12 protein-coding genes are annotated in these 19,227 nt (G+C 55.9%); 4 read left to right on the top strand and 8 right to left on the bottom strand.

Going from position 1 to position 19,227, the window contains the following annotated elements; all coding sequences use genetic code 11:
- Positions 1 to 34: 34 nt before the first annotated feature.
- From K0H79_RS01545 to K0H79_RS01510, 8 genes are all read right to left on the bottom strand, one after another.
- The gene (locus K0H79_RS01545) at positions 35 to 859 is read right to left on the bottom strand and encodes a copper homeostasis protein CutC (protein ID WP_220077081.1); all 825 of its coding nucleotides are present in this window, start codon (positions 857 to 859) and stop codon (positions 35 to 37) included.
- Positions 856 to 2,676, bottom strand: coding sequence for an endo-beta-N-acetylglucosaminidase (locus K0H79_RS01540; protein WP_220077080.1), 1,821 nt, complete (start codon positions 2,674 to 2,676; stop codon positions 856 to 858). The genes K0H79_RS01545 and K0H79_RS01540 overlap by 4 nt, the downstream gene beginning before the upstream one ends.
- On the bottom strand, positions 2,673 to 3,638 hold the full coding sequence (locus tag K0H79_RS01535) for a N(4)-(beta-N-acetylglucosaminyl)-L-asparaginase (RefSeq protein WP_220077079.1): 966 nt from the start codon (positions 3,636 to 3,638) through the stop codon (positions 2,673 to 2,675). The genes K0H79_RS01540 and K0H79_RS01535 overlap by 4 nt, the downstream gene beginning before the upstream one ends.
- 3 nt (positions 3,639 to 3,641) lie before the next feature.
- Positions 3,642 to 4,643: a BadF/BadG/BcrA/BcrD ATPase family protein gene (locus tag K0H79_RS01530; RefSeq protein WP_258405451.1), complete on the bottom strand. Its 1,002-nt coding sequence runs from the start codon at positions 4,641 to 4,643 to the stop codon at positions 3,642 to 3,644.
- Positions 4,640 to 5,767, bottom strand: a complete 1,128-nt coding sequence (locus K0H79_RS01525; protein WP_258405450.1) for an endo-1,3-alpha-glucanase family glycosylhydrolase — start codon at positions 5,765 to 5,767, stop codon at positions 4,640 to 4,642. The genes K0H79_RS01530 and K0H79_RS01525 overlap by 4 nt, the downstream gene beginning before the upstream one ends.
- A gap of 131 nt (positions 5,768 to 5,898) precedes the next feature.
- Entirely contained in the window at positions 5,899 to 8,763 is a 2,865-nt protein-coding gene (locus tag K0H79_RS01520) for a discoidin domain-containing protein (protein ID WP_220077078.1), read from the bottom strand.
- Positions 8,764 to 8,812: 49 nt separating this feature from the next.
- A complete protein-coding gene (locus K0H79_RS01515) occupies positions 8,813 to 11,707 on the bottom strand; it encodes a TonB-dependent receptor (RefSeq protein WP_220077077.1) in 2,895 nt (964 codons plus the stop codon).
- 331 nt (positions 11,708 to 12,038) lie between these two features.
- A complete protein-coding gene (locus K0H79_RS01510) occupies positions 12,039 to 13,046 on the bottom strand; it encodes a LacI family DNA-binding transcriptional regulator (RefSeq protein ID WP_220077076.1) in 1,008 nt (335 codons plus the stop codon).
- A 290-nt stretch (positions 13,047 to 13,336) separates the two neighbouring features.
- Here K0H79_RS01510 and K0H79_RS01505 point away from each other — a divergent pair, with 290 nt between their 5' ends.
- From K0H79_RS01505 to K0H79_RS01490, 4 genes are read left to right on the top strand one after another with little or no spacing between them, the layout of a single operon-like run.
- The gene (locus tag K0H79_RS01505; protein WP_220077075.1) at positions 13,337 to 15,685 is read left to right on the top strand and encodes a GH92 family glycosyl hydrolase; all 2,349 of its coding nucleotides are present in this window, start codon (positions 13,337 to 13,339) and stop codon (positions 15,683 to 15,685) included.
- A 54-nt stretch (positions 15,686 to 15,739) separates the two neighbouring features.
- Positions 15,740 to 16,978 carry a sugar MFS transporter gene (locus K0H79_RS01500; protein WP_220077074.1) on the top strand — a complete coding sequence of 413 codons (1,239 nt, stop codon included), beginning with the start codon at positions 15,740 to 15,742 and terminating at the stop codon, positions 16,976 to 16,978.
- Positions 16,975 to 17,988, top strand: coding sequence for a carbohydrate kinase (locus K0H79_RS01495; protein ID WP_220077073.1), 1,014 nt, complete (start codon positions 16,975 to 16,977; stop codon positions 17,986 to 17,988). The genes K0H79_RS01500 and K0H79_RS01495 overlap by 4 nt, the downstream gene beginning before the upstream one ends.
- Positions 17,985 to 19,172, top strand: a complete 1,188-nt coding sequence (locus K0H79_RS01490; protein ID WP_220077072.1) for an AGE family epimerase/isomerase — start codon at positions 17,985 to 17,987, stop codon at positions 19,170 to 19,172. Before K0H79_RS01495 ends, K0H79_RS01490 begins: the two co-directional genes overlap by 4 nt.
- The last annotated feature ends 55 nt before the right edge of the window (positions 19,173 to 19,227 follow it).

Raw genomic sequence — 19,227 nt, 5'->3', positions numbered from 1 at the left:
AAAGGCTCGAATGAATGTGTTGTCATAATGCTCTTCAACATGTGAAAGGCCGCCCTTGCGGCACTTGTAATAAGGAATGGGCCCGGATATTGGCCACCAGCTCCGCCACCCTGGCCTGGCTCACGGGGCCGGATTTGGCATTGGCTGAATTCTGCAAATTTGACTCTGTGAAGTTGGCGTCGCGTAAGCTTGAGTCGAGAACGGCTGAGTAGGTATGCAGCGACCAATGGCTGAAGCCATCCAGTTCACTCAGGATATGCGCCACATTGTCCGGGCCGACACCGCCCCCGGCGACCAGTTCAATGCGTCCCGCCGCGCGGGTGAGCAAGGCCGAAAGACGGGGTAAGCCCCCGATGACCCCAAGCCCGGACTCCCAGGGCGTACCCGCGCTGAGGACCCGGGATACCCCGAGGTCGATGAGTTGCTCCAGCGCTTCAAATTGGTTTTCGATGGCATCAAAGGCACGGTGAAAGGTCACCTGCAACGAGAGGTGCTGCGCCAACGCCAGCAGCGGCGACAAGGCCTTGATATCCATGCGGTTGTGGCTATCCAGCACCCCCAGCACTATGCCATCGGCGCCCTGTCCTGCTGCCCGATATATGCTGTCCTGCATCTGGGTAAGCTCGCTGGCCGAATAGCAAAAATCACCGGCTCTGGGTCTTACCATCACCAAGAGGCCAGGTACATCAGCGAAGGTCTCCCTGGCAATACCCATGGCGGCATCTGTGGGCGTCAGCCCCTGATGCTGCATTTGCCCACAGAGCTCGATACGACTGGCACCGCCCGCTTTGGCGGCTGCCACGTCGGCAGGCAGCGCCAGCAGGTCATCGGCATCGATGCAGACTTCCAGCGGTATCATGGCAACAGCTCCAGATAGCCAAGGTGGGCATTGATGCTCTCATTGCCATCGGCTTTAAGGCCGATAACGGCCAGTTTTTTACCTGCAAGCTGTTTACCAGCCAGCTGTTCGCTGGCAAGGTCCCCGAGCTTCAGTGATTGAGTAGTCCAGTTGCTGTGATTACCCAGGGCAAGAGTCAGCCGCTCACCGTCGGTGGTTTCAAGGTAAAGACTCAATCCTTTGGCCTGCCCCCGGCTTATCAGGGTTAACTGGCTGGATTCACTCAGCACAGCATCAAGTGCATAGAGCGGGGCTGTGGCTTGAAGTGGTGCGTCAACCTGACCAGGCGATTGACCATTCACCGCCAGACTGCTGCCGCCCTGATAAACGGTATCAAAATCAAAACTGAGCTTAAGCGCCCCTTCGCTGGCAAATTGCCAGGTAGGCAGGAGATCCTGACGGCCCATGTTGGTCCAGGGGCCGCCCTTAACCTCACCCTTCTCCACCCACTGTTTACCCTGTCCGGTATTAAAGCCGGTGCGAAGCGGCAGGCTTGCCAGGGTGGACTTGGCGGGCAAATAAGCCCCAACCCCCTTCCAACCGGTTTCATCCGGGGTGGCAAGGTTCATATCGTCACCGGCGAACAATCGCACTTCGGTGGCGTAAAAACGCGCCGCATCGCTTGGGTCTTCACGGAAGCGGCTGAAGGCCGGGGTATGGGGTTCACCCTCAAAGTTAAAGTTCACATTGGGGGCAAACAGGGCGATGGAGGTCAGGGCCTCACCGTCATCGAATAACCAGTCGAGCCACTGATGGCGGCTGAAGGCACGCTGAGCATTGCGGCTCGGCCAGAGATCGGCCCCCACATACACATCATAGGGAGAACGGCCCAGGGCCTCGGCCTCCTGCACCGACGCGCGCACCATGTCTTTGTTCCACCAGTAGTTCAGGAAGATGGCATCGGATGAGCGAACTGTGTTTTGCAAACTGCCCTGCACACTGTCTTGCAAATAAGCCCGGTTATGCTGATTGAGCTGGTTTTGCCAACGTACCTCGCCGCTGGCAATCATGGCGTCGTACCAGTGGATTTCCATGCCCTGGGGTGCGTTGGCGGTAAGGTATTGCACAAAGGCGAGCATACGCCCGGCCAATTCGCGGCCACGCACCGGGTCGCTTTTATCCGCCACCAAATTGTTGTCGGCATCCTTCACGGCGGTCAGGTCGGTTTCCTGATTAATCAGCCATCCATCAAAACCGTAATAGCGGGCCATCTGGATAAGCTTGTCGGCAACAATAAAGTGCCCCTGGGCGTCCTGCTCGAGCAGGGCCTCAACCTTGTCGGCGCTGCCACCCCACTGGGCCACCCCGAGAAAGACCGAGCCTATCACCTTCACCCCGTTTTTATGGGCGGTGTCGACCCAGGGCCGCGCGGGAATTTGCACCCCAAGGTCGGCAGTACCGGCAAACCAATTGAGCACATCGATTTGCGACCAGTGGGTAAAGTTGTACAGGTTGAACTGACCCTGGGTGTCCAAATAGTTGGCAAAGTTATTCATGCCATCGGGGGCATAGAGCACCTTGGCGTCAGACACTTTCTGCCCGGCCAGCGGCGCGCTGAAGCGTGGTGCCAGGGGCACCTTAGACACATTGCGACTATCTGCCGTGGTGCCCACGGGAGACCAGGCCTTGGCCTCGGCTATGGTCAGGGCGAAGGGAGGCTTGCTGTCGAGAATACCCCCGACCACCTTATCTGTTTCCGGCTGGGATTCGGCCCAGACAGGAGGTTGCAGCCAAAGGCCTGCGAGCAGCAATGCCAGTGAGAGTGCGGATTTCTTCATGGGTTACTCCCCAGCAGACTCTTGCCGTCAATCAGGGTGGCCCCGGATTGCTGACGCACCGCGTAGTTAAAACCACTCTGGATGCAATAAGCGCCGTATTCACCGGCCTTGTTCAGTGCCAAAAATCCCACCTGGAACTGGGCGTAGTCCCCCAGTTTACGGGCAATGCGCGCCACCGCTTGCTGGCAGGCTTCTTCCGGGCTCGCACCCTGGCGCATCAACTCCACCACCAGATGGCAGCCCACTGTCTTTATCATCAGCTCGCCCATACCGGTGGCGGTGGCGGCGCCGACTTCGTTGTCCACATAGAGACCTGCGCCAATCAGGGGGGAATCACCCACGCGGCCATGCAGCTTATAGGCCGCGCCGCTGGTAGTGCAGGCGCCGCTGAGATTGCCGTCGGCGTCCAGCGCCAGCATGCCTATGGTGTCGTGATTCTCGATATTGATGGTTTGCACTGTTTGCTCTTTCAGCCAGCGTTGCCAGTCGGCTTTAGCCTCGGCCGTGAGCAGCTCTTCCTCAACAAAGCCCTGTGACAGGGCAAATTGTTTGGCGCCTTCTCCCACCAGCATCACATGGGGCGTCTTTTCCATCACCAGACGCGCCACCGAAATCGGGTGCTTTATGCCCTGCAAAAACGCCACCGAGCCGCAGTTCATGTGCTCATCCATGATGCAGGCATCCAGGGTCACCTTGCCGTCTCTGTCAGGATAACCACCGTAACCCACGGTGCGTACCTTGGGGTCGGCCTCGGGTACCCGCACACCGGCTTCCACGGCATCCAGCGCCCTGCCGCCTTCCTTGAGCACTTGCCAGGCCGCTTCGTTGGCCGGCATGCCGTGCTCCCAGGTGGAGACCACTATGGGTTTATTCACCTTGCGGCCGAGAGCCATGGCGGGCGCAGCAAGTCCAAGCATGGATGCCAGCGACGACAGTTTAAGGAAATCCCTTCTTGAACCCATGGCTTAACGCTCCTGTGTGCGTGAATTGCCCACATGGCACTGGCGGGCAAAGAGGATGGCACCTTCTTCAGGGGATGCCCTGGATGGACCTATCCTGGCGGATAAGTCAGGGTCGAGCCAGGGCGCGATTCGGGGCGCTATGCCCCCCACCAGCGATAAACGCTCGACTCCCGTCGCCAGCAACCGGCGAATCACGCCATTGATAAACGCGGCGCCTTGTTCAATCAGCGTGAGCGACACGGCATCGCCAAGGGCGGCCTCGTCAAACACCTGTGGGGCAAACCGGGCAAAGTCGGTGGCGTTGGCGTGCATCAACTGCTCAGCCAGGCCCATGGCCGTTGTGCCATGTAAGAGCTTCTCGGTCAGACTGGTGCGGGGCCCTATACCGTCGGCGTCCAGCAATACCGCCTTAACCGCTTCGAGCCCAAACCAGGAGCCGCTGCAGGTGGCATTGATGGGAAAACCATGGCCGCCAATCAGGATTTGCTGCCCATTCACATTGGCAAGGGAGCTGAATCCCGTACCCAAAATAATCACGCCGCCATCGGCTCCCTGATGGGCACCCAGGGCGGCCACATGCAGATCCGTGGTGGTGTGCCAGGCGGCAAAGGGGTGCTGCCACTGACTCATCACCTGCTGCAGCTTGGGTAAGTGCAGCCCCGCCAGCCCGGCGCCCACAATCAGCCTGTGATACTGGGTATCGAGTTTAGCGGCGCAGAGCGCCTCATCGATGGCTGCCATGATGGCGGCCTGGCTTTGGCTTACGCCATTGACCGGATTGGCGGGACCGGCAACACCGTGGCCCAGCACCTGGCCGTTATCGTCTGTCAGCAGAGCGCGGCAATGGCTGCCGCCGGCATCTATGCCCACCCAATAGTACGCGCCATCCACGGCCCCTTTGGGGTCCCTGTCCTGATGCGCTGGGACATACGCTCCCATGGCCGAATTGGTACTCGCCCCGTGGGAAGAAGCCTGATGGGCTGCCATTGTTGTCATTTCGGTCATCGACTGCCTTCCTGCGGCTGTGGGTTAAGCGGGATGGACGAGAGCTTTCGGCTCCAATCCAGCGTACGCTTCAGATAATAATCCCCGGGTAAGTCGCCATAATCCAGATAGCGGTAGTCGGGCAGCTGCTTCACGGCGGCGGGTTCAATCTGGGTGCCTTCGTGCCATTCATTAAAGGAGGTGATGGTTACTATGTCAGGCCGGGTCTTGAGTGCCTGACTGAACATCTGGTCGTAATAACGGCCCTGTTCGCGGGACTTGAAATTGGCGCCGTTCCAGGGACGAATTCTGTCATCGGCATAGCCGGGGCCCACGCTGGGGATAAAGAGCTTGCCATGGGCACTGGCCCAGTCGGCAAGATAGGGCCAGTTGGCGCTGGTGCTGCCCCAGACAAAACCTTCACTTGCAAAGTAGGTGTAAAAGCCATCGAAGCCGGTAGTGAGGAAAAAGGCTTCTTCGCCCTGGTTTACCCATAAGCCGATAAATTGCCCATCCAGTTCGGGGGTGCGCAGGCTCAGCTCTCCCCCCGGCAGCAACAGCTTTTGCCATTCACTTACCGGCAGCTTGTAAGAGTCGTAAACGTAGTAAAGGGGTTTGCCCTGGTAACGGTACAAGGCGGGATGCGTGCCAAATTTCTGCATCAATTCAGTAATAATGGCGTGGAATTCTTCGGCGCTGCGGTAGTTGGGTTCGATATGAAAATTGATCTGCAGGCCTTTTTCTGCGGCCTTGTCCATAAAGAGATCAATAGATCTGGCAGCAAAATCGTCGGCCCCCAGCCAGCTTACCGACACCACGCCGATACCGGCCTGGCGCATCATCTCCAGATGCTGCTCGATAATCTCGGGGTCGTGGGAGCTGTAACTGCCAAGTTCCGGATAAAAGTTGGCCCCTATGTCGTCGGCACCGGGAAAGTCCAGGCGCCCCTCGAGGGGGATATCACCATATGGCAAGACCCTGTGGTTCCAATGTTGCCACTGGCCATCCTGCTGCGGATTACCGTACCAGCCATAGTAAAAAACATGAAGGCGTGAGTTGCCCGAAGGCTCGGATGGTCCCTTGCTGCACCCCGGCAGCGAGCAGGTGAATAACACCAGCAGTAGAATGCGGTAAATCTGTATCAAGGTCGTGTTCCAGCTTTGCTTAGTGACTGATACCGCCCCTGTTACGGGGCAAGTATCAAGGACAAGCACTGCGAGTGAGGGCAGTCGTACTACTCGGTACTGCCGACCGCCCTCTCGCCACGCTCAGGGGGTTACAGCTCAGGGCCAATCAGCTCGATTTCAGCGATTTGCATCAGGGTATCGTCGCCTTTGTTTTTGGTGACATTGAGACGATAGCTGCTGAAAGCAAAACCGTTACCCATTTCGAACAGCTTACGCTCAAGCCGGTTGTCCCAGGACTCGCCAATCCAGCTGCCCAGACGAACCCAGGTCTGGCCGCCGTCATTGGAGCCTTCGACGTTGAAGTTCTCAGGGTCGCGGCCATCGGCATCATTGGCACTGGTGATGGCAATGCTGCTGACTATCCTGGCCTGGGGCAGATCCAGCTGGACCCAGGATGGGTCTTCCTCGGTCGGTGCGCCTTTCCATTCGTTATGATCCAGCCACTTGGTGCTGAGATCGTTATCGAATGCCATGGCTGCTGCCTCGGCTTCGCTGATGGCATTGCGGGCACTGGCCACGGCACCGGCTGAGGATGAGTGATCCACCGACATGTACTGGGGTCCAATCAACTCTATCTCGGCCACCTGCATCAGGGTGTCATCACCCTTGTTTTTGGTGATATTCACGCGATAGAAGCTGAAGCCCAGATCGTTACTGAAGGGGAATACCTTGCGCTCGAAACGATCATCAAAGCCTTCGCCAATCCAGCTGCCCAGACGTACCCAGTTGGTGCCGTCGTTGGACGCTTCGATATTGAAGTTTTGCGGATCGCGGCCATCGGCATCGTTGGCACTGATCATACCCAGCTTGTTAACGGCAACCTGAGTTGGGAACTGCACCATCACCCAGGCTGGGTCTTCTTCGCTCGGTGCACCTTTCCAGTCGTTATGATCCAGCCACTTGGTGCTCACATCACCATCAAACGCCTTGGAACCGGCTTCCGAATCGCTGATGGCGAAACGGGCGCTGATTTGGGTACCTGCCATCATGCCGTGGTTGAGGTCCGGCAGTTTAGGCCCTACCAAACCGATTTCCGCCACCTGCATCAGGGTGTCATCGCCCTTGTTCTTGGTGATATTCAAGCGGTATGAGCTGTAGGCCAGGCTGTTGGTCACGCTGAACTGTTTGCGCTGGAAACGCTCATCGAAGCTCTCGCCTATCCATTCAGACAGGGTCAGCCAGGTTTCACCGTCGTTGGAGGCCTGCAACTGGAAGTTCTCCGGGTCACGACCTTCGGCATCGTTGGCGCTCACCAATACCAGGGTATCCACCGCCTTGGGCTCGACCAGATCCACCCTCACCCAGGATGGGTCTTCCTCACTCGGTGCGCCTTTCCAGTCGTTGTGATCCAGCCACTTGGTATTGACGTCTTTATCAAATGCCATGGTTTCTGCTTCACCATCACCGATGCGATTACGGGCGGTAATGCTGGCAATACCTGTGGCATTGGCATGGTCTTCGCTGGTGTAAATCGGGCCGACAAAGGCAATCTCAGCCACCTGCATCAGCGAATCGTCGCCCTTGTTTTTGGTGATGTTCAAACGGTAGTAACTGAACTCCAGACCATTCACAAACCGGAATTCTTTGCGCTCGAAACGCTCATCAAAGCTTTCGCCGATGAACTCGCCCAGGGTTATCCAGTTTTCGCCGTCGTTGGAGGCCAGCACCTGGAAGTTTTCCGGGTCGCGGGCAGGGGCATCGTTGGCACTGGTGATAAACAGGCTATTCACCGCCTGAGGCTGGGCAAACTTCACCTGCAACCAGGATGGGTCTTCCACACTGGGGGCCCCTTTCCACTCGTTGTGATCGAGCCACTTGGTGTTCACGTCACCATCGAATGCCATGGCCTCGGCTTCAGAATCGCTGATGCGGTTGCGGCCTGTGATAACGGCAGTGGCAAGATTCTCAGCGGTGGTCACTTCCTTGACCGGCCCGGAACTGGTGGCGGTTTCAAGGAAAGGCAGCTTGAGGTCTATCACGCTGTCGGCGGTTAAACCGAGTTCTGCCAGGTAAGGCACGGCGGCGATGGAAGCCAGCATGCGTTCACGCAGTGGCGTCAGGGCGGTGATATCCCCTTCGTTGGCCAGCGCAATGGCGGCAGTGACCTCGCCCATTAACCCGGCAAAGGTTTCCCCTTCGCCCAGATTGGCGAAGGCCGCATTCACCAGCGACAGCTTGATGATGTCCTGGCTGGCATAGGTGTCCTGACACTCTTCATGGGTCACGGTATTGCCATCGGCGTCGGTTTCAGAGACTTCCTGACACTCTTCACCGGTCACAAAGTTTGCCATGGCCTCGGCACTGATAAGCGCTGAGCTGAACACATTGGCCTTGCTGTTAACGCCAAGGGCTTTCAGCAGCAGCTGTGAATTGTCCGCCAGCGCCATTTCATACAGCTGACGCACAGACACATTGCGGCCGCCTGCCACCTCGGTGGCCACCAGGTCACTGGCAATACTGGTCAGGGCATTGGCCTGGAAACTGGCGTCTGCCGTGCCATCACTGCCGTTGGCGTAAGGCACCTGCACATAGGCCAGGGTGGTAAAGTGTGCGCCGGACAGGGGCGCACCGCTCAGCACTTCGCCCATGGCAACACCGGCACAGGTCACCGCATCGCAGATCATGGTTGTCTGGTCGTCGGCGGCCACGTCCACTTTGAACATGCTGTTGATGCCAAAGCCGGGCTGGCCGGTCACGGTAAAGTTGATGCTGCCGTCATCACCGGTACGGTTGTCACCGCTCATCTGTACCTGGCTGCCATTGAGCTGAGACACAGTTACCAGCGCATTGGCCAGGGTGCCTTTCACGGCACTGCCGGAGATATCAGCCACGGTCACATCAATGGTGGCCGGGATATTGGCTGGATCCGGGTCATCCGCACCGCCACAACCGTAAAGACCTGCGAGAGAGAGCGCAATTAAAGTAGACAACCTGCTGTTTTTGAAAACTTTCATTTTTATTCCTCGTCATTCTTGACTGAAAGCCGCCACAGCGGCCTATTCGTTAAAACCTGTAGGTGGCGCCCAAGTAGAAGCGACGACCGGCGTAGGCGTTCTGGATGAAACGGTTGTCCGTATCATTCCCCAGATGCACGTAGGTTTCCGATTGGGTCAGGTTAATCACAGAGGCCGACAACACCAGGCTGTCGGTAAGGTTGTAACTGGCATTGACGTCTATCTGGTCATAGGCTTCGGTATAGAAGTTGGTCTCCCAGGAGGCGACATAGCCGCCCACGCTTGGACCACGCTTGTTATAGGAAGCACGGACACTCAGGTCGTCGTTTTCGTAGAAGGCAGAAAAGTTCCACTGGTATTTGGAGCTGCCAATCAGCGGCGACTCACCTACCTTCTGCCCATCCAATTCGACGTTGGCCTGATTGGTGTTGTTGCGGGTGTAGTTGGCATAAATACCAAAACCATTGTCAAAGAAGTGCTGCATAAACACTTCCATACCGCTGGAGCTGGCATCGGTACCGTTGGCGACAGTGTAGAAGTCGCGTACCAGCAGGTCATCGCCACCGGCGGTGACTACCTTGTCGCCGGCGTTGGGCAGGGTGAAACTCTGCTCAGGAACGCTGCGGGTGGTGTCTATGATGAGCGGCACCACGAAGTTGTCGACGCTCTTCTTGAAGAAGGCAATACCCACACCCGAGCCTTCGCCGTAATAGTATTCCAGCGAGGTATCGAACTGAGTGGACTCCATGGGCAACAGCGATGAGTTACCGCCTGAGCCGGTCCAGCCTTCGCTGTCGCGGATGCTGTCGAAATCATCGGCGGCGCTGCGGTCGGCGGAGTATTCGTTGGAGGTGTATACCAGTGTCTGGTATTGGCCCAGATCATCGTAACCGGGGCGAGCCATCACCTTGGCGGCGGCGAAACGCCACACCCAGTTGTCGGCCAGATCCCACACCAGGTTCAGGCTGGGCAGCCATCTGTCGTAGGTGTTTTCTTTTTCAAGGTAAACAAAGTCTTCAACTCTCTGCTCGTCTTCCGGCAACAGATTGCCCTGGGCATCTTTCCAGTCGAGGCGATAGAGGATCTTGTCGGACGAGCCGGAGGTAGTGGTGGTGCTCACATAGCGCAAACCCAGGTTACCGCGGAAGTCTTCATAGCTGAAATCGGCCTGCAGGTAAGCGGCGGTGATTTCTTCCTGTACGTTGTACACGTAGTTGGGTTCGATACGGGTGTACTGAACAAAGTTCTCGCTGACGATTTGCTGATAACGCTGCCAGTCCACCGCCGGGAACAGGTTGGTATTGATCACATCCGACAGATTGCCAAGTGAGCCTGGCATGATCACGTCTCGGATATCAGGGATGCCGCCGTTGCGGGAATAGTCATCGTCCAGATTGATGGTACCGGCGGCTTCGCCTGCGGCAATATCAAAATCCGGAGAGAGGTAGAAGGTGTTGCGGGTATCGCGATGTATCTTGCCATCACGGTACTTCAAGCCAAAGTGCAGGGTGTGCACCATGCCCCAATCCACAAAATAATCCACATCCAGCGAGGCGTATTTCTCTTCCTGGGTACCGGTCACAAAGCTTGAGTCGGTGGCGCCCACGTCGGCCTGGCCACCGATACCGGCAGTCAGGTTTTCAATCATCTTGGGGTCCATATAAGTGGTCATCTTATGGCCCGAAAGATCATAGCCATAATAGAGTGACGACTCATTGGCATAGTAAGCGGCGCGGAATTTCTCGGATGGGCCGCCCTCGGCCTCGGTTTTACCGAAGGTCAGCTTTGCATTGAAATTGTCGCCTTCGTACTTGGCGTAAAAATCGAAGGTGTCTGACACAGACTCTTCACGTTTGTACTCACCATTAATACGGGGAATGGCTGACAGACGCTGGGAGCCTGAAGTACCGGCGGAGTAATCAATCCCGGTCACGTATTCAGCTTCAGCATCGACCCGCACATCGGTCCAGAAGTTATCGTTGTTGTTCCACTCGGGGTATTCAAGCTGATTGAGAATGGAATCCTGACCGAGGGTAAAGCGGAAGTAGTTCATACCGAACTCGAGTGAGTCGGTTGGACGCCACTGAGTGGTTACCTGAAAACCTTCGCGCTCGCGCTGCTCTTCCAGCACTTCCTGCACCATACTCTGGGGCGCATAGCCCTTGGCGCCGCCTTCAACCAACTGGTTGTCCTTGCGCTCCTGATAGAGGAAGTTTTTGTTGATGATATTGACGCGGGCACTCTGGGAGCGGTTGGTTCTGTCCTGACGGGTGTAGCCGAGCAGGAAGCCCAGATCTTCATCATCATTTTTCCAGGAATAGATACCACTGAACTGAGGCTCGTACTTGTCGGTGATATCGGCGTTGCTGTACTCAAGGTTAATAATCCCTGAGTTTTTATCCATATTCAGTGGCTTACGGCTGTACATCAGCACGGTACCACCGATGCCGCCCTCGTCGAGACGAGCCTCGGACGATTTGAATACCTCTACCCTTTCAATCATGGTCGATGGCATGAGGGCATAGGAGAAGGAGCGGGAAGGTTCGCCTGGGGAGGAGGCGATAAAGTTGCCGTTGAGCTGGGTGAAGGTCAAATCCGATGACAGACCACGGATACTGACAGTGGCACCTTCACCACCGCTGCGCTGAATAACCACCCCGGGCACGCGCTGCAGCGAGTCTGCAACGTTTTTGTCCGGAAACTTACCTATGTCTTCTGCGGTAATGGCATCAACCACGGCATCAGAGGTGCGCTTTATCGACAGGTTTTCTGCAGATGAAGCACGAATCCCTCGGATTTCAATGACTTCGATATTCTCTTCGTCGGCTTTTTCAGCCTCGGGGGTTTGCGCGTATCCCATGGCACTCAGTACCGAGAGACACAGCAGGGACTTTGCAAATATTCGCTGATTACGAATAACTTTATTGTAATTACTTGTTGTCATAGGGTTTTCCCTCTCCTCTCATTAATGTAATCGTAAACAAGGATTTAAGAAATCTCGGACAACAAACCAATAAAATCATTGCATTACGGAAACATTAGTTTTTTATAAATATAAGGACGTAAGGCACATTAATGTAATCGATTACATTGGCTTCGAATACTAAACCGCCATAAACAGGGAGTCAACAGCAAAAAACCTGTAGTCAACAATTTATTTACAGAGTGAGATATAGGAAATAGTGCGCTGCGCAGCATGAAATACCGCAGCGCACAGCGCTCAGCCTTCTGATGGGACAGGGAGAATTTTTTGGCTTAGAATCAGAGCATTAGCTCTAGTTTTTGAGTGGCCCCGTACTGCCGCGCTCCAGTAAATGGAATGGCAGTATGACCCGGGAGCGCTTCAGTGGTTGACGGTTGATTTGTTGCACCAGCACTTCAACGGCATTGCGTCCCATATCATAGGCAGGCTGGTCTATGGTGGTCAGCGGCGGGTCCATATAAGCCGACACCTTGACGTTATCAAAGCCGGTGACAGAGATATCATCGGGGATCCTGAGACCCTGGGCTTTGATTTCAAACATGGCGCCGATGGCGATATCATCGTTGAAACAGAAAATCGCACTCGGACGGGGATTGCGGCTTAGCAGCTCTCTCGCGCCTTCGACACCCGTCTCTATGCTGTAGCTACCACCAACGAGCATATCTTCTTTAAAATCAATACCCTCACCCTTTAGCACACTCATAATGCCCGTGAGGCGATCATGGTGAATTTGGCTGCGGCGCTGGCCGGCGATGATCCCGAAATGCCTATGGCCAAAGCCTATCAGATGGTGGGCCAGGGCCCTGCCTGCGGCGTGGTTATCGAGCTCGATAAAGGGATACTTGCGATCTCCCTCGATACGTTCGCAGACACTGACCATGGGCACAGTGGCGGCCAAATCGGCATCGTTATCGGAAAAAGGAAAGGAATGATCCAGTTGGATCAGGCCATCGGCCCTGTTGGTGAGCACCATGCTGGCATACTCATGCTCCCGAGCTTCGAGCCCCTGGGTATCGCCGAGCAGCACACAATAGCCTTTTTCCTGGGCCGCCTGCTCTATCCCTTCGATAATCCGCATAAAAAACGGGTTCACCAGGTTGGGAACCAACACTACTATGGCATTGGATTTACCGGTTTTAACGCTGGTTGCCATCCAGTTTGGACGATAACCGGCTTGCTTTACTGCCTGCATGACCTTGGCACGGGTTTGCTCGCTGACTCTTTCCGGGCTCTTTAATGTCCTTGAAACAGTCGCGGTGGAGACACCCGCCAGTTCACTTACCTTCTTAATATTGGTCATTAAGTATTGAATTTCCTGATGAATATGCCATCGGGCCTGAGATAAGGCATTGCAAGCAGCTAGATTTTTACCGTAACAATCATAAAACAAATTAGCACTTTAAGGAAGATGTAATCGATACCATTGCAAGCTCAAATAGCAGATTTAATGCTTTATATGGGGATTTTACCGGGTAAACGATACGATAACCTAGACTGCATAAATGTAATCGATTACAGTGAGACAAATCCCCCTACAAAGTCACAAGTGGGCAACATGCTTGTGACCGGATAACCTGGAGACAGAAAATAATGATAAGGTCCAAGGTCTGTATTGCTGTCATAGGACTGTCGCTGGCCGCATGCCAGACAAGCAATCACAGCGCATCTCCCACACACGCAGCTGCCACACAGCCAACCAATCTGGTCAGTCAGGATCTGGTGCAGTACGTGAACCCCCTGATGGGAACAGACTCCAAGTTCAGCCTTTCCAATGGCAACACTTACCCGGCCATCGCCACGCCCTGGGCTATGCACTTTTGGAGCCCCATGACGGCGCCCATGGGCGACGGTTGGACCTACAAGTACGACGACGATACCCTGCGCGGCATCAAGCAGACTCACCAGCCCAGCCCCTGGCTCAATGATTACGGTGCCTTTTCCCTGATGGCGGTGACCGGTGAGCTCAAGTTTAAAGAGGATGAGCGGGCCTCCTGGTTCTCCCACAAGGCCGAAACCGTCAGTCCGGATCACTACTCTGTGTACTTGGCCGACTACGATGTCACCATGGAGGTCACGCCCACCGAACGGGCGGCCCAGTTCAGATTCACCTTCCCCGAAACCGAGCAGGCCTACATTCTGCTGGATGCCTTCAATAAAGGCTCCATGGTTCGCATCCTGCCGGAGCAGCGCAAAATTGTGGGTTATGCCCGCAATAACCATGGCGGTGTACCCGACAACTTCCACAACTACTTTGTGATTGAGTTCGATAAAGATTTCGAGCTGACCCACACATGGCACAATGATTGGGCATTACAGCCAAACCAGCTCAAGAGCGAAGGCGAGCATGTGGGTGCCATCATCGGCTTTAAAACCCAGCGCGGTGAGCAGGTGCATGCCAAGGTTGCTTCCTCATTTATCAGCCCGGAGCAGGCCGAAATTAACCTGCGCCGCGAAATTGGTGAGCAGAGCTTTACCCAGACCCAGGCCGCAGCCAGACAAAGCTGGCAAAAGGAGCTGTCGCGCATCCGGGTAGAAGATCAGGACATGGAGCAGGTAAAGACCTTTTACTCTGCCCTCTATCGGGTGCTGCTGTTTCCACGCAAGTTTTACGAGTACGACGCCAACAACCAGCTGGTCCATTACAGCCCCTATAATGGCGAAGTCCTGCCCGGATATATGTTTACCGACAATGGCTTCTGGGACACCTTCCGCGCCGTATTCCCCTTCTTCACCCTGATGTATCCAGAGCTGGATGCCCAAATCATGGAAGGTCTGGCCAATACCTACAAAGAATCCGGCTGGTTGCCTGAGTGGGCCAGCCCCGGCCATAGAAACGTGATGGTAGGCTCCAACTCGGCCATCAACATTGCCGATGCCTATTTAAAGGGGATTCGCGGATTTGATATCGAAACCCTGTACGAGGCCGCCAGGAAAAACGCCGAGGTAAACGAAGGCCGACCCATGACATCCGTGGGCCGCGAAGGCGTGGATTACTACAATAAGCTGGGCTATGTCCCCTATGATGTGGGCATCAATGAAAACGCCGCCCGAACCCTGGAATACGCCTTTGCCGACTTCAATCTGTACAAGCTGGCCGAGGCCCTTGGCAAAACCCAGGACGCCGAAATGTTCAGGCAGCGCGCCTATAACTATCGCCACCTGTTTGATACCGAAACCGGCTGGATGCGCGGTAAAAATCAGGACGGCAGCTTCCAGTCGCCCTTCAACCCGCTCAAATGGGGTGATGCCTTTACCGAAGGCAACGCACTGCACTACAGCTGGTCGGTGTTTCACGATATTGAAGGCCTGAAGCAACTCATGGGCGGCCAACAGGGCTTTATCGACAAGCTGGATCAGGTGTTCGATATGCCGCCGCTGTTCGATGATTCCTACTACGGCTTTACCATCCACGAAATCCGCGAGATGCAAATCGTCAACATGGGCAATTACGCCCATGGCAATCAGCCTATCCAGCACATGATTTATCTCTACAATCATGCCGGTCAGCCCTGGAAGGCCCAGCAAAAAGTCCGTGACGTGATGAATCGTCTCTATTCGGCAACCCCGGATGGTTACTGTGGCGATGAGGATAACGGCCAAACGTCGGCCTGGTACGTGTTCAGTGCACTGGGCTTTTACCCGGTCACACCGGGCACCCCCGAGTATGTGATTGGCAGTCCCCTGTTCGACAAGGTCACCCTGACACTGGAAGACGGAAAGACCTTCGTTATCCAGTCAGACAATAACCTGGATGCCAACCCCTATATTCAGCAGGCCTTGCTCAATGGCAAGACCTTGAACCGGAGCTGGCTCGATCATCATGAGATCCAGGACGGTGGTACCCTGAACTTCGACATGGGTGCCACCCCCAATAAAGCCTGGGCCAGCGATGCCAATGCCCAGCCTTACTCCATGTCGTTGGAAATAACGCGTCCTTAAACCATGTCCCTGAAACAAGGACGCGTCAGCGTCCTTCGACACACGAGAACCACTATGGCAATGATTCCATCAACTCCAGCACAGGGCGGACAGGGCAAAAGCAGCCACTTTGCCTTTGCCGCCATGACGACGCTGTTTTTTATCTGGGGCTTTATCACAGCCCTGAACGATATTCTGATCCCACACCTGAAAGCGGCCTTCGAGCTCAGTTACACCCAGGCCATGCTGGTGCAGTTTTGCTTCTTTGGCGCCTATTTCATCGTCTCGCCCTTTGCCGGCAAGCTGATTGAAAAAATTGGTTATATCCGCGGCATAGTCACAGGTCTGTGTACCATGGCAACCGGCTGTTTGCTGTTTTACCCGGCGGCAGAAGTCTCGGTTTACGCCCTGTTTTTGCTGGGTCTTTTCGTATTGGCGAGCGGCATCACCATATTGCAGGTATCTGCCAACCCCTATGTGGCGATTTTGGGGCCTGAGCGCACTGCGGCCAGCCGCCTGAGTCTGGCCCAGGCCATCAACTCACTGGGCCATACCCTGGCCCCCCTGTTTGGTGCGGCGCTTATTTTCGGTGCCGCAAGCAACGCCCATGCGGTGCAGCTGCCCTACCTCATTCTGGCCGGTGCCGTACTGCTAACCGCCGTGGGCTTTGTGTTTTTGAAGCTTCCTGCCCTGCAAACCGACCACGAAACCCATGTCAGCGCCAACGACAGCATTTGGCAGCACAAACACCTGGTGTTGGGCGCCCTGGCCATCTTTCTCTATGTGGGCGCCGAAGTATCAGTTGGCAGCTTTTTGGTGAACTATTTTTCCGAGAGCCATATTGCCGCCCTGACCGAGCAGGAGGCCAGCCGCATGGTGTCTTACTATTGGGGTGGTGCCATGGTGGGCCGCTTTGTGGGCTCAGCCCTGACCCGCATTCTGCAGCCAACCTATGTGCTGGCCACCAATGCCCTGATGGCCATACTGCTTTTAGTCCTGACCATGAACAGCAGCGGCTCTCTGGCCATGTGGTCTGTGCTGGCGGTGGGTTTCTTTAACTCCATCATGTTCCCCACCATCTTCACCCTGGCCATCCGAGGCCTCGGCCCCTTAACCAGCCGGGGTTCGGGTTTGCTGTGTCAGGCCATTGTGGGCGGTGCCATACTGCCGCTGCTGCAAGGCGTGGTTGCCGACAGCAGCTCGGTGCAGTTCAGTTTTATCATCCCCATGGTGGCGTATTTGTATATCGGCTGGTATGCCCTGCGTGGCAGCAAAGCCTGTGAAAAAGCCAAGATTGTAGAGGCCCAGTCATGAAAAAAATCCTGTGTTTTGGTGAGGCGCTGATTGATTTTCTCAACATAGGTGCCAGCCATCAGGGACCCCTTACCCTCCCGGAGTTCCGTCAGTATCCGGGCGGCGCACCGGCCAATGCCGCCGTTGCCGTTGCCAGACTTGGTGGCCACGCCTGCTTTGCCGGTCAGGTAGGCCAGGACCCCTTCGGGGAGTTTCTGGCGGCCGCGCTGCAGGAATACGGCGTGGATACCCGCTTCCTGCTCAAGCATCCCGAGGCCAAAACCGCGCTGGCCTTTGTGATGCTGGATGCCGATGGCGACCGCAGTTTTTCATTCCATCGCCATGAAACCGCCGATGTGATTCTGACTCAGGAACAGGTAAGCGACGACTGGTTCAGCGGCGACACCATAGTGCATTTTTGCAGTAACACCCTAACCACGCCGCAGATAGCCCAGTGCACCCGTCATGTGCTGAATCAGGCCAGAAGCGCCGGCAACCTCATCAGTTTTGATGTGAACCTGCGCCATAACCTCTGGCCCCAGGGTGCGGCAGACCGCGCCCTGGTGAATGAACTGGTAAAACAGGCCGATGTGGTTAAGTTTTCCCGTGATGAGCTGGAGTATCTGGCCGGTGGCGACTCGGATACTTACATCCGTGAATGCCTCGCCAGCCAGTGTCAGCTATTGCTGGTAACCGACGGCGCCAACCGTATCGACTATTTCACCGCCGGGCATCAGGGGCACCTGCAGCCACCCAAGGTTAAGGTGGTGGATACCACAGCCGGTGGCGATGCCTTTATCGGCGGCTTCCTCTATGGTCTGGGTTGTATGGAGAATGCCAATGCCGTCTTCGCCGACACCCGGGAGCTTGAGTCCCTGCTGCTGTTTGCCACCCACTGTGGGGCCTACGCCGTGACCCAGCCCGGCGCCTTCCCGGCCCTGCCGGGACTGACCGATATCCAGACACAGGCGACCCAGCATGGGCACTCGATTGCTGCCTTTAACCCCGTTTTATTCCGGAGCCAGGTATGAACTTTTTCTCCCAGACGTTTCTTCTCGAACATTGCCAGAGCATTTTGGATTTCTACACCGACCGGGTAGTGGATCCCAGCGGCGGCTATCACCAGAATTTTCTGGATGACGGCAGCCTGTTCGATACCCACTTCAAGCAGCTGGTGAGCAGCACCCGTATTCTGGTGAACTATGCCACCGCAGGTATCCTGTTTGCCCGTCAGGACTATCTGGATATCGCCAAACATGGCCTGGATTATCTGGAGCAGGTGCACTGGCAGGCATCCAGCCAGACCTACGCCTGGACACTGGATAATCACAAGCCGCTGGACATGACCCAGCAGGCCTATGGATATGCCTTTGTGCTGCTGGCCTATGCCGCGGCCCGCAAGGCGGGGCTGGTTGAGGACGACAGCAAGCTGCAACAGGTATACGACTTGCTGGAGCAGCGTTTCTGGCAGGCCGAATATGGCCTCTATGCCGATGAAATCAGCCCAGAGGGCGTGCTCAGTCCATACCGTGGCCAGAATGCCAATATGCACCTGTGTGAAGCCATGCTGGCGGCCTTTGAAGCCACGGGCAAGAGCCAATATCTGGAGCGTGCTACCCTGCTGGCACAGAATATTGCCGTGCGTCAGGCGTCACTGACTGATGATCTGGTGTGGGAACACTACACCCCCGAGTTCAAACCGGACTGGGATTACAACAGGGACGACCCCAAGAATCTCTATCGCCCCTGGGGCTTTCAGCCCGGGCATCAGACCGAATGGGCCAAATTGCTGCTGATCCTCAATCGCCATGCACCTCAAGCCTGGCAGATTGAACGCGCATCCTCTTTGTTTGACCGCGCCTATCAGCAAGCCTGGGACAGTCAGGATGGTGGCCTGGTTTACGGGTTTGATCCCGAAGGCAACTGGTGTGACGATGACAAATACTTTTGGGTACAGGCCGAAAGCTTTGCCGCTGCCGCCATGCTGCATCAGGTGACCGGCGAAGATAAGTACCTGACCCAATACGATGCCCTGTGGCAGTACAGCTGGGCCCACATGGTGGACCATGAGTACGGTGCCTGGTTCAGGGTGCTGAAAAAGGACAACAGCAAGTATTCCAATCAGAAAAGCGCCGCCGGAGCCAAGTGTGACTACCACACCCTGGGCGCCTGCTTCGAAGTCCTGCGCGTGCTCGGCCACCCGGCACTGAAATAAACCGACCAGGAGGCCCGTGGATGCGGGCCTTTGCTTACCTGACTCCATGAGGATG

The organism is Shewanella sp. FJAT-52076 (genome assembly GCF_019457455.1).
GTDB classification, from domain to species: domain Bacteria; phylum Pseudomonadota; class Gammaproteobacteria; order Enterobacterales; family Shewanellaceae; genus Shewanella; species Shewanella zhangzhouensis.
The sequence above is the reverse complement of the archived record's forward strand: the minus strand, read 5'-3'. Positions and strand labels throughout refer to the sequence as shown.